At 37.6% G+C, this 12594-nt stretch carries 13 protein-coding genes and 1 pseudogene; 13 read left to right on the top strand and 1 reads right to left on the bottom strand.

The genetic code is table 11. The features are described from left to right. Position 1: 1 nt before the first annotated feature. The 13 genes and pseudogenes from AC4E8B_RS22535 to AC4E8B_RS22475 all read left to right on the top strand — a co-directional run bounded on the left by AC4E8B_RS22535 (position 2) and on the right by AC4E8B_RS22475 (position 11576). Complete coding sequence (locus AC4E8B_RS22535) at positions 2–763, top strand: YveK family protein (RefSeq protein WP_490215707.1); 762 nt, start codon at positions 2–4, stop codon at positions 761–763. Next, entirely contained in the window at positions 753–1427 is a 675-nt protein-coding gene (locus AC4E8B_RS22530) for a CpsD/CapB family tyrosine-protein kinase (RefSeq protein ID WP_490215706.1), read from the top strand. Before AC4E8B_RS22535 ends, AC4E8B_RS22530 begins: the two co-directional genes overlap by 11 nt. A gap of 95 nt (positions 1428–1522) precedes the next feature. After that, positions 1523–2293, top strand: coding sequence for a sugar phosphate nucleotidyltransferase (locus tag AC4E8B_RS22525; protein ID WP_490215705.1), 771 nt, complete (start codon positions 1523–1525; stop codon positions 2291–2293). Between the two features lie 82 nt (positions 2294–2375). After that, a complete protein-coding gene (locus AC4E8B_RS22520) occupies positions 2376–3305 on the top strand; it encodes a glycosyltransferase family 2 protein (RefSeq protein WP_490215703.1) in 930 nt (309 codons plus the stop codon). A 42-nt stretch (positions 3306–3347) separates the two neighbouring features. Then, positions 3348–4637 carry a hypothetical protein gene (locus tag AC4E8B_RS22515; protein WP_490215702.1) on the top strand — a complete coding sequence of 430 codons (1290 nt, stop codon included), beginning with the start codon at positions 3348–3350 and terminating at the stop codon, positions 4635–4637. A gap of 100 nt (positions 4638–4737) precedes the next feature. Beyond that, positions 4738–6135, top strand: coding sequence for a lipopolysaccharide biosynthesis protein (locus AC4E8B_RS22510; protein WP_490215701.1), 1398 nt, complete (start codon positions 4738–4740; stop codon positions 6133–6135). Between the two features lie 29 nt (positions 6136–6164). After that, positions 6165–7331 (top strand): NAD(P)-dependent oxidoreductase, encoded by a 1167-nt coding sequence (locus AC4E8B_RS22505; protein ID WP_490215700.1) that lies wholly within the window; start codon positions 6165–6167, stop codon positions 7329–7331. Further along, entirely contained in the window at positions 7328–8584 is a 1257-nt protein-coding gene (locus AC4E8B_RS22500; RefSeq protein ID WP_490215698.1) for a glycosyl hydrolase family 28-related protein, read from the top strand. The genes AC4E8B_RS22505 and AC4E8B_RS22500 overlap by 4 nt, the downstream gene beginning before the upstream one ends. Positions 8585–8610: 26 nt before the next feature. Further along, positions 8611–8817 (top strand): hypothetical protein, encoded by a 207-nt coding sequence (locus AC4E8B_RS22495; RefSeq protein WP_490215696.1) that lies wholly within the window; start codon positions 8611–8613, stop codon positions 8815–8817. 127 nt (positions 8818–8944) lie between these two features. Next, positions 8945–9322: a VanZ family protein gene (locus AC4E8B_RS22490; protein WP_490215695.1), complete on the top strand. Its 378-nt coding sequence runs from the start codon at positions 8945–8947 to the stop codon at positions 9320–9322. A gap of 90 nt (positions 9323–9412) precedes the next feature. Continuing rightward, positions 9413–9688 (top strand): helix-turn-helix domain-containing protein, encoded by a 276-nt coding sequence (locus tag AC4E8B_RS22485; RefSeq protein WP_490215693.1) that lies wholly within the window; start codon positions 9413–9415, stop codon positions 9686–9688. A 613-nt stretch (positions 9689–10301) separates the two neighbouring features. Then, a pseudogene (locus tag AC4E8B_RS22480) lies at positions 10302–10604 on the top strand (DUF3221 domain-containing protein). Between the two features lie 420 nt (positions 10605–11024). After that, on the top strand, positions 11025–11576 hold the full coding sequence (locus tag AC4E8B_RS22475) for a hypothetical protein (protein WP_490215691.1): 552 nt from the start codon (positions 11025–11027) through the stop codon (positions 11574–11576). A 224-nt stretch (positions 11577–11800) separates the two neighbouring features. Here AC4E8B_RS22475 and AC4E8B_RS22470 read toward each other — a convergent pair whose 3' ends face one another. After that, positions 11801–12466 carry an Ltp family lipoprotein gene (locus tag AC4E8B_RS22470; protein ID WP_490215690.1) on the bottom strand — a complete coding sequence of 222 codons (666 nt, stop codon included), beginning with the start codon at positions 12464–12466 and terminating at the stop codon, positions 11801–11803. Between the last annotated feature and the right edge of the window lie 128 nt (positions 12467–12594).

Genomic DNA, 12594 nt, shown 5'->3' with positions numbered 1-12594 from the left:
TGTGGAGCAGACACTTACATTAAGAAGGTTATGGTCAATAGTAAGGAAACGAATTGGATTAATCCTGACATTTGGAATTATTGCTGCGTTATGCAGCTGGGCAGCAGCCACCTACCTTATTCCACCTACTTACGAGGCATCCAGGCAGATCGTAATTAATAATTCAGATCCAGAACAGGTAATGGATTACAGTACTGTAATGACCAACTTTCAATATGCTAACACCTACAGTGACATGATCTATTCCGATGTTGTATTGGAGACAGTCATCGATGAACTGGGAATGAAAACTACTGCAAAAGAATTCTCAAAGAGTATAAAAGTAACCAGTAAGAAAGAATCTCAGGTAATCACAATCACTGCAGAAAACTCTGATTATCCAATGGCAGTTGACACTGTAAATAAACTATCTACAGTCTTTAAAGACCAGGTGCTGCAGATTATGAAGGTAAATAATGTGGAGCTCTTTCCGCCTACAAAAGCTAAGCCTGATCCGCAGCCAGTTCAGCCAAAGCCAATATTGTTTGCTGTTGTTGGCTTATTGACGGGTATCATACTCGGGCTCACCATATCTGTTCTTTTGAAAGTATTCAGCAATACCATCACTTCTCAAAGTGATATTGAGCAATTGTTTAATATACAAGTAATCGGAGTGGTATCAAAAGTCAAACCAAGTGAAACTTCCGCAAAGTCAGATAGCCAAGGACAATCTGTGAAACTGGCATTAAATAAAGGATTGGGAGGAAGGCAAGTTGATAGGTAAAAGGAGTAAAAAGAACAAAAATAAGAACTTAGTATTGCCGTATCAACCAGGATCAAGATTTGCTGAACAATACAGGATTATAAGTACCAATATACAGGCCGCTTTGGAACATGGACAGATTAGATCGATTGTTGTCACCTCTGCATCAGCAGGGGAGGGTAAAACAACTGCAGTTGCTAACTTGGGAGCAGTGATGGCTAATCAGGGAATGAATGTTTTGCTGATCGATGCTGACTTTCGTAAGCCGTCCCTGCATCAGTTTTTTGATAAAGAAAACACCAATGGCATGACTGATTTTATCCTTAATAATTATACGATTGAAGAGGTGGTAACTTCCACTGAAGTTAATGGGCTTTCTCTCATGCCTAGTGGTATTTGCCCTCAGCACTATTCAGAGCTTCTGAGTTTCAAGAAAATGTCCTTGTTATTGGAAAAGGCCAAAGAAACGTATGATTTGGTTCTGATTGATAGTCCACCAATAGTTGAAAACGCTGACTCTCTTATTCTTTCTAATCTGAGTGATGCATCCCTGCTGGTAATGAAAAGCGGAAAAACTAAAAAGGATAAGGTGCTGGCAGCCAGAAACAGCTTAATCAATTCCAAGGCAACACTTTTAGGTGCCATTTTTAACGAGAATAAAGGAAGAATCAGTGTTTTAAGTTAAAGTTCTGATTCAATTAGCATCTGAAACTTCGTTTGTTCTCTTTTGAGAACGCCATCTAATCAAAGTATATAAAAAAATAGTAGGAGTGATAAAAAGTGAAAGGGATTATTCTTGCAGGGGGAACTGGTTCCCGTTTAAATCCATTAACAAAAGTGACAAATAAACATTTATTGCCTGTGGGCAAGTATCCTATGATTTATTATTCCATTGCAAAACTAAAGGAAGCAGGAATTGAGGAAATTATGATAATAACGGGCCGCCACCATGCAGGAGATATTATAAATCTTCTTGGCAGCGGGTCTGAAATTGGTATAAAGCTGACCTATAGGGTTCAGGATCAGGCTGGAGGAATTGCGGAAGCCCTAGATCTAGCTGAAGAATTTGTGGGTGATGACCTAATGACTGTCATTTTGGGAGACAACATCTTTACTGGCGATATTTCTCCTTATGTAAATGATTTTATAAAGTATAACAGCGGGGCGAAGATTTTAATCAAAGAGGTCCAGGATCCGCAGCGATTTGGTGTAGCAGAAATTGAAGATGACCGCATAGTTGGTATTGAAGAAAAGCCTGTGGTTCCCAAGTCGAATTTCGCGGTCACTGGATTTTATATGTACGATAAGCGGGTGTTTGACATTATAAAAACATTAAAGCCATCTGCTAGAGGCGAGCTTGAGATTACCGATGTCAATAATGCCTTTATTGAATTAAACGAATTAAAGTTCGCTATCGTTTCTGGTGACTGGATTGATGCCGGTACGCATATGTCACTTGCGCGTGCAAATAAGATCGTCGAGGAAATCATCATAGATTTACAGGCAGTTGGTCAAAGGGAAACAATCGATAAAGTACCAACATTAGCGTGATAACTCTGTAAAGGTCCTTTATCACTGGTAAAGGCCCCATTATAAATAGCTATATGATATATAGATAGAGGGGTGATAAAACATGGATTCTGCTCCTTCAGTTGCTGTTATTCTTCTTAACTGGAATGGGTATAACGATACATTTGAGTGCTTAAAGTCATTAGAAGCTCTCAACTTTCCAGACTTTCATGTTTTTTTAGTGGATAATGCTTCAACTGATGGCTCTTATTCAAAATTTGTGAAGGATCAGAGGGATGGTAAATATAACATTCAATTAACTTGTATTCAGTCTGGGGGCAATCTGGGCTGTGCAGGTGGAAATAATATTGGAATCAGAATGGCTTATGAACAGGGGTTTGATTATTGTTGGATGCTAAATAATGACACCATTGTTCAGCCTGATAGTTTGTGTACTCTTGTGGATGTAATTGACAAGGACGACAGAATCGGAATTGTTGGATCCAAAATCTATAATGCAAATAATAATCTTTTATGGTTTGCGGGAGGCTCGATCAATCCTTATTTAGGCACCAGCCGGCCTTTCGGGATAGATGAAGAAGATCACGGCCAATATGATCAGCTGAGAGAAGTGGATTTTATCGTTGGGTGCAGTATGTTATTCCGAAGGGAATTAATCGATTTAATTGGCTTTTTAGAAGAAGACTATTTTATTTACTATGAGGATACTGAATGGAATCTAAAGGCAAAAAGGGCTGGGATGAAAATTCTTTTTGTGCCGACTTCAATCATCTATCATAAGGAATCCAGTTCAACGAAGTCATCAGATCTATCCCCGCATTATGCGTACTATTTAATAAGAAATGGTTACATGATGGTCTGCAGGACTAATGCAAAGTATAAATGGATTGCCATTATATTTTTGTTTTTTAGAATCTTTAAATTCCATATCTTATATGTGCTGCAAAATGATAACAAAGTTAAGAGGAGCAGTATGATTTTTAAGGGAGCCTTGCATGGGCTGAGGAATGTGCGGGGGCAATATATCAACTAAAAAGGTGTCCAATCGCTGCAAAAAGAGTAAAGGAGACGAACAATGATAGAAGAGAAGATTGGAAGGTTGGAAAAAACATTTATTTTTTCAGTGTTGTTTAGTTTAATCTTTATGCAGCGCTTGGCGGTAACCGTTGGAGGATTTCAGTTGTCTCCGGTTTTTCTCATTTCTCTTCTGGCGGTAACAGTATTATTTTTATTTAACCAAATTGAAGTAGACCAACAAAGAATGATCGTTTTTTTAGTGGCAATAAGCGGACTCTTGCTGGCAAGTTTATATGGCTTGATCACCGCCAAGAATGTGGGGCTAGCTTCCCTGCTTTCTTTGATTGTATTTTATATTCCTTTTCTATTTATTAACAAAAGCAAAGGCACCACTCAATATACATTTTCAATTTACCAGGGATCAATGATGGTGGTGGCTGTATTGGGCATTGCCCAATTTCTCTTTCAGTTTATGGGACTTGGCTACATAGATCCTATCCATTATTTACCTGAACAATTGCAGCTGGCAGACTATAACACACAGAACCACTTATCTTATGACTCTCCTTTGATAAAGCCAAATGGGATATTCATGCTGGAACCTTCTTTTTACTCAAAAATGCTGGCAACAGGAATTATTATTGAGTTCATTACAAAAAAACGGCTGAAAGTAATAACTATTTTTTTTATTGGTATGCTGTTATCTTTTTCCGGAACTGGCTTTATCCTTCTTCTGGTTGCGACCCTGCCGATTTTGTTTAAATTAAAGCCTGTTCAAGTCTGTTTACTGGCTGTTTTAATGAGTATATCCGTTTTTATATTCTTTGATAAAGGTTTTGGTGATATATTCCTGGAAAGACTTGAAGAGTTCAATACACCGCGAACCAGCGGCCATGTCAGATTTATTGCTCCGTGGATAGCCTATAACGAGTTTCTCTCCTTGGAAGACAGCGAAACGATCCTATTCGGGGTAGGTGCAGGAACCATTCAGGATTACCACGGGAGAGAGTATAGTTTTGATGAATATTCTCCTGTATACAATACAGCCCATCCAATGGCTTATATTAAATTGCTAGTTGAGTATGGAATAATTGGCGGGCTCTTCTTTTCCATTTTCATCATCTACTCATTATTTTCATTTACTCAGAATAAATTGTTGGCTATTATCCTTTTTATCAATTATTCCTTTTTGGGCGCCTCTTTACTGCAATCCACGACAATTTTTACTTGTTTTATTTTAGGAACTCTCGCTGCTGATCATCGTCAATCAGTAAATATCCCTGATAGGAGCTTGCTAAATACCTTGCGAGTACCCCAAAAAAGTTATCACAGAGCTACAGGGGGTTAATTAAGGATGTTAATTTTATGTATCCTGAGTCAATAATTTATTGTGCTTCCTGTACTTATTATTTTCGAAACTTCCACTGCAATTTAATGATAAGGAGGGGATGATTATTCCCGTCACATCAAATTTCAGAAAGAGCTTAATGTCGGGTGGTTTATGGGCGATCGCAGGAAAGTTTACCACATCTTTTTTGACTTTGGCAATCAATGCAATCTTGGCAAGAATGCTAGCTGCAGAGGAAGTAGGGGTTTACTTTTTAGCTTTCAATATTGCTATGTTTGGAGCATATCTTGGGACATTTGGCTTTGAACAAACCGTAGTCCGATTTATTGCTGAAAGTATAGGAAGAAACGAACTCAAGAATATCACTTATATTATTAAAATCGCATTGACTGCAACAATAGCTGGTGCAATATGTACAGGTGTTATCTATTTCTTTAGTTCGGACTGGATAGCCTTTACGGTGTTTAGTTCTATCGGATTATCTTCTATAAAACTTGTAATGTTCTTTTGGATTATTGCTAATAGCTTTCAAGTTATGTTAGGGGAAACTTTCAGAGGATTTCAAGATATTCGTTATGCCTCCATCTTTGGAGGAATTCTATCGACAATCATCTTTTTCACCTCATTGGTGTCCATTTACTTTATGGATATGGCGGTAACGATGTCCTCTATCATTCTTTTATGGGTGGCTTCTCTAACACTATCGAATAGTATCGGTTTGGCTGTGCTATTGAAAAAGGTTGGAGTGTTAAAGAGACGACCTAATACAAATCCAAACCGAACCTTGAGTTTGAAAAAGATGCTAGAAACTGGAGTGCCACTGTTCGCAGTTTCTATAAGCACATTTATTCTCTCTCAATGTGATTTATGGATCATGGGCGGGGTAGGAGGTGATGAGGATTTAGCGGTATACGGTGCTGCCGCCAAGCTCACCATGCTAATGTCGATGCCTCTGCTTATCCTAAATTCAGTGGTTCCCCCCATCATTGCTGAAAAACATGCCCAAGGTGAAGTTAAGAGTATCGAAGCAACTCTTCGTACAATTGCTACCTTAGCATTTATACCAACCCTAAGCTTGTTGCTGGTATTTATAGTAATTGGAAAGTCTCTCTTATCTTTAGTTTATGGTTCACCCATGTTTGGAAGCGGTGCACATGTCCTTATAATCCTGGGGTTAAAACAGCTGGCATGTGTGTCGATAGGTGCTACCAGCTCAGTACTCGCTATGGGGGGGAAGCAGAAGGAATTAATGAGAATCACACTTTGGACAGGATTGTTTTCTATTATTCTATCTTTGATCCTTGGTAGCTATCTTACTGGAACTGGAGTGGCAATAGGATTCCTGATCCCCATTTGTATATCCCAGATTTTACTGGTGCTTACTGCAAAGAAGTCGATGAAAATCAGTGCTTATATAGATGTATGGGGTACCATTCGATTTGTAAAAAGACTTATCCATAGCAAGAAGTCTAGGATGAAAATGGATTATAGGTATTAGCCAAAAAAGTACAGAACAGGAGTGTAGACATGCATAAAACTAAAATAGGTGTCATTGGCACTGGTTTTATTGCACAGGGATTGATAAAAGCACTTGAAAAACTGGAGGACTTAGAGGTTTCGAAAGTTTTGACCCGTCGAAAAATTGATAGTTTCAGAATTTTTTCCAATAAGGACTTATTGACTAACAATGTTTGGGAAGTGGTAGAAAATAGTGACCTTATCGTAGAATGCAGCGGCGATGCAATTTATGGAACTGATGTAGTTGATAAGGCATTTTCTGCTTTACTTCCAGTCGTTACGATGAATTCTGAACTCCAAGTCACAACAGGATCATATTTTGCTGAAAGAGGATTGATAACTGAAGCTGAAGGAGATCAGCCGGGATGTTTAGCGGCATTAAAAGAAAATATGGTTCAAATGGGATTTAAGCCACTTGTTTACGGTAACATTAAGGGATTTTTGAATCTTAATCCTAAAAAAAAGGAAATGGAATACTGGGGTAAACGCAGTAATTTAAGCCTGCAGATGGTTACTTCATTTACCGATGGGACAAAAGTTCAAATTGAGCAAGCACTTGTAGCGAATGGGCTGGGGAGTGATATTGTTCAAACAGGGTTGTTGGGACCTGCAGCAGTGGATGTGGAGAGCGGAGGAAGATATTTGGCCGAACAAGCTATTAAACAAGGGCGGGCAATCAGTGATTATATCCTTTGTCCCAAAGGACCTGCGGGTGTGTTTGTTACTGCCGAGCATGATGATAATCAAAGAGATGCATTGAAATACTTTAAAGTTGGTGACGGCCCTTACTATACATTAGTTCAAAATTTTCATCTCTGTCATTTGGAGATTATCAAGACAATAAGGAGAGTGCTGAGCGGAGGGGGAGTATTGTTGAATAATACTGCCACCCCCTCTATAAGCGTTGGTGCGATTGCAAAGAAAAAAATTGAACCGGGAGAAAAAATTAAGCACGGAATCGGAAGCTTCTTGGTTAGAGGTGAAGCGATAAGAATAAAGGAACATGAGGGCCATCTTCCTATTGGCTTGTTAGCCGATACTGTAATAACTCGGAAGATTGAAGAAGGTCAGCTCATCACAATGAATGATGTGGAGATACCTGATAGCCTGGCTTATAGAGCCTGGAAAGAAGTAGAGAAAAATTCCTTAGAAAAATATAGGGCAGTCCCCAAATGAGAAAGATAGGGACAATAGGTTTATTACTTGCGATAGTTATCATCACTGGCTATATAAAAAGCGTAGAAAAACCAAAGCAATCTACTCACTCGTTAATAAACGTGATGGACTATGGAGCCGTAGGCGATGGAGAACATGATGATACTAAAGCAATCAAAAAGGCGTTTGCAGCTGGCAGTGACATCTATTTTCCAGAGGGGAAATACTTGATCTCTGACTCCCTTGATGTTAAAAGTAAGAAAATTCACGGAGCCGGGATGAAACATTCTGTTATTTTCAGCACGGCTAATGCTCCAATCTTTAGGATAAAAGCAACAAAGAATGATATCCGCGATTTAGGGCTGCAGTATGAAGGATGGGATCAAAGGGAATTTGAAAACAGGAATGCCATTCAATTTGAAGAGCAGGTAGCAAATTCCGTTTTTGAAAATCTTGATTTGGTCTCCGTTTATCGGGGGTTTTATATTGCGCAAGAGGGGGAGTTCTATGCCTTCTCTGTAAATATCCGTAATATTTATATTTTTGGCTATGCTAAAAATGCAATCAGCCTCGTTCCCCCAACTGGCGGCAATACAGGAAGTGTTATTGAAAACATCTACACCTCAAATGGGCTAAGAGACAATCGGTATGATCCCAATGTTGTTCCGTTTGTATTTGAAAGGGCCAGTGAAATGACGTTAATTCAGTTAAATGCCGAATGGGCAAATATTGAAAAGGCAATACAGTTGGATTACTGCTTTAATGTTGTCATAATAAGCCCCCACTTTGAAGGAAACAACCTGTTAAAAGAGAATAGCACCTTTTTTGACTTTAATCATTCAAATGTCAAAGTAATTGGTGGACGTGCATATGATAATCAAATAGAAGCTGAAGCATCTGTATTCACTTTAGAATGGAATGCAGATGTATCCGTAGATAGTTTTTATGTAGAAAAAAGTGAAGAAAAAGGTGGTTCCCTTAACCTGCTTCGCACAGAACACAGTAAAAGCAATCGGCTTGAATTGACAAGACTTAAATCAGATAAGGCCGATTTGCTGGAAAATCCAGGTCTCTTCAATGAAGATGGTACCCCGGTCTTATCCAGACTGAATGATAAAACCTACTTTGATGGGTTGGGTGTTCAATCTTTTTCAACACTTCCAGATCCGAATGAATCTTGGAGAGGAAAAATGATTCTATTGGAATCCATTTCTGGAGACAAGATATATATATGTAAATATAGTGATGGCAAGTATGTATGGACAGAATTATAACGGTAGATTAATAAGGTCCTATTTAATTGCTAGAAGCAAGCAGAGATCATCCGCCAATTGAGGACGTAGGGGAAGCACTGGGGGTTGTTAAGACAAGAAGGGAAATTGTCTTTAAACATGATCATCTTAAAGATGATCATCTTAAAGATGAGGTGAAGGCATTTTTAAAGGAAATTGTATCAGCTGCAGAGAGAAAACAGGAACAGAAGCTGAGAAACTTTAAGATAGAATAAATGATAGGGTAAGTGGGTGAAACCAATTAATAAAAATAACAGGGGTAAATCTGGCTACAGAAATGTACAGGGTGTATGTGTGTTGTTATGGGGGATATTTCTTTGTTTATTTATCCTTACTGAAAGTTTGGAAGCCTTATTAATAAATCATCATATTGAGTTTACGTGGAAAAAGAAACCCGACTTTTACGCCCTTTTTATAATCAATGACGTTTTCCAGGTCCATAAGTGGTCTTTTATCGTTAAGTCTGGCCACTTCATAGGGTTTGGAGTTTTAATGTTACTTTTATTTTTATGGTTGAGGAACATAAAAGCTTCAGCTTTAATAGCTATCCTGTTTGCAGCAGTCACTGAAGTCCTTCAACTTTTCTTTGGCAGGGATGGACGAATATATGATTTAATAATTGATTTATTGGGTATACTTTTGTCTTTTTATCTATTGAAGCTATTGAAAAACCAACCTGCCCTTAAGAGGAAAATTAATGAAATGAATCAAGCCAAATAAAAAATATTTTGCCAAACCGTTCTTTTACACAGATGAAACTATGCTTTATTGGTATCAAAAGGAGGTATGGATGAATCTTAGGAGGTACATATGCTAGGGACGTATATTCGGAATATAAGGAAGAGTAAAAGTATCTCTCTTTCCCAGTTGGCTGTAAGGACAAAATTATCAAAATCATATTTAAGTTATATTGAAAGAAACATTCAGACAAACCCATCTATAGGAGTCATTTTGCGAATTGCCGATGCTCTTGACACAGACATACAAAAGTTAATTGAAGCCAATAATACATACAACGATGATCAGATCCCACAAACTTCAAATAACAGCAAAGATAAATTGCAAAACTCAGGATCTTCAGAGTAGGGACAGGTCCGAGGCCACTGAAAAAGCAACCAAAGTCGCCATCATCTCTGCTGATGAGCGTAAAGACGGAGGAGCTGACTACAGCAAATACAAAGTGACATATAAGCTGTGGAAAAATTAAGAGCTGAAACTTATTTCTGGTGAAGGGGAGCGGGTTAAGAAACGGGTAGTAGTGGCAGGCACCTCCCAAAATCATGTTCCACACAATCGTTTCACAAAAGTGATCCACCCTTTTAAAAAGCCAGGCATTCAATAAACTGACTGCCTGGCTTTTCTAGTCCCATTTTCTCAAATAATATAGGGAAAGCCAAAGGGACAGGTCCCTTGGCTCAGTAAAAAAAATTTGCCATAGTCCCGTCTTGTTAGCTATCGTTAATCAAACGTTTGATTAATTCTTCTAGTTTTCGTAAGGTTAAGCGAGATATTCAATCTCTTTAAAGAGTATTGAAAAACACATAAATCCACTAGTATCCTTCTTTAATCAAGCCTGTTCAAATATAATTGTAAATAAAAGGTATCGCTTTACTAAAATCTTATGAGGAAGGAGTAACAGTCATTAGAACATTGTTATTATTGCTGTCTTTTATTATTCTCGGCGTGTACTCTAGTTGCTATTCAAGAAGAAGGCTATATCATAAACAAAAGTGATTCTGAAATTAGGGTTGTACCGGCGACTGAAAAAGAGATAGGGGAGAATGGATTTGAAGAGCTTGCCGAAACTTATGCTGGAGAAAGAACATATTTTAATATTTCCAATCTAGATAACAGATGACAGGTAAGCTGGCATGATTTTTATGTTAGCGATACAATGTTTCGGGAATTAGAAGTTGGACAAAAAGTATCAGTTACTCATCAGGGAATGGCTCAAGAATCGCTTCCTTCTAAGACTGGGCAGAGCGACCTCCCTACCAGCTGAAAATCTGCTGAATCTTATTCAAGTTTGCTTGATGTGGTGGCAGAACTAAGATTTCAGTTTGAGATAAAGGTGTCAGATATGACGAATTGAGGGTTTGGAAAGAAACTTAAGTCCTGTTCTCTATAGTCTCTTTTGCAATTAACCCAAATAATATCTAATAACTTTTTGAATATTAATTGAGTTTAGAGGGTGTTTTTTTTTGATTACAAATAAATGGGCTAATAAATACCTGATTATTTCTTTAATAGTAGTGGTAATATTTGTTTTGATTGGAGGGGCAACATTTTTCGGAAATACTTCAAATGAAAAATTGAAAATGAAAAAATACTTAGAAAATAAGTATAAACAGAATTCTCAATTGGAGCAATTCAGGAATTCAATCGTGGCTTTGCAGCAAGGAAATTATTACAAGCTAAAGCCATGCCAGATTCAAACAAACAGATGGAATTTGTTGTTACAAGGGAGAGTAATCATTCGAATTATGAAGATTCTTATACGGAAGTCCTTTTAGAAAAATTTGCAGTCGAATCGTTTTCATTAATGGTAAATGATCTTCATGAAAATCTAAAATACTATATTAAAACCGCTTATGAAGGAGACTTTAACAGTGAAGAAGAAATAAAGTTAAACAAACTAAACCCTTCTTTTATAATAGCAATTCCTGTGGAGCCTCCTTTTAACAGTAAAGATTATGTGGGGAAAATTCAAAGGTTCATTAATAATATTGAACAAAAAGAGGTTGGCAGCTATAGGGTGAGAATCGACTTCATCGACAATAAGCACAGGAGTATTTTGAGAGAGTATTTTGATTTATCACAAAGAGAATTAACACAAATTGAACTAAAAGAGCAGAATTATTCAGGGGTTAAATCACAATATGAAAATAATATTATTGGGAGATTTATTTACGATAGTAATGAAGTAGAGTTTAGTGATAGCCCATATTTTATTGAAGGTTTATTTGTAGAGTGATAACCGGAAAATTAATAATTTATCTGTAGGTTCTAGGTTCCTGTAGGACATCCTACTTACACTGACTTTTGCAGATAAATTGAACTAGTTATGCATAGTTTTAATAATGAGTAAAAGAAGCTGGTGAACGAGGTTCAAAATTCTTCCCAGCGAGAAATTATTGCTCAAGTAACTTGGTTCAATCCAAAAAATGAGCCAGGGGACCTGTCCCCTTGGCTCGTGTTTTACAAATGATCTATCGCGTATTGTGCTTCTGCCTCAGTGAATTTTTCTCCGTACTCCGAAGTCAATTGATCATAAATTTCCGCGTCTGACAAATTCATCATTTCTGCGTAAGACCTCGCATTCTTTAAGGCATTTTGCTTCCAGTCAACTTTAAGGTTATCAATTGCATATTGAGCGGCTGCTGGAGGGAATTGCTCTCCATATTCAGATACTAATTGATCATAAATTCCTGCCTTTGACATGTACATCATATCTGAGTATAACTCCGCAGTTTTTAGCGCTGCTGTATATTCTCTAGGGACACTTTGCGCCTTGAGCAGAGCTAGTTTAGCTTTAGAAGGAGTTTCATATTTTACTTTTGTCGCATTTTTTTGGACAAAACTCCCGCCGCCTACGCCATATAGACCGCCATGATTGCTCTTATAGCTGTAAACCCGGTATTCTTCCCCTTTTTTAAGCGTACGGATAGTAGTCAATGAACCATTGCTGGCCAATTTAACCAGGTTTGTATTTGATAAAATAGTAACCTTACCTATCTGGCCTATTTTTAATTCTGTTTTACCCCACATAATTTTAGTAGCTGCATTGGCTGTTTGAACGCTGTAAGAAGCAAAACCAATCACTAGCGCAAACATGATAAAAGACTTAAATAGTTTAGAAAACATAATTTCTCTCCTCCTGTACTTAATAGAACAATTATACAATTAAAATAATATTTAGGAAGCAACATTTTATACAAAAAGTCCTAGTAAAAATTTCCTTGTCAGACCCGTTATAATACTATTGTTGACTA

This window comes from Bacillus sp. SRL543 (assembly GCF_984799205.1).
The sequence above is the reverse complement of the archived record's forward strand: the minus strand, read 5'-3'. Positions and strand labels throughout refer to the sequence as shown.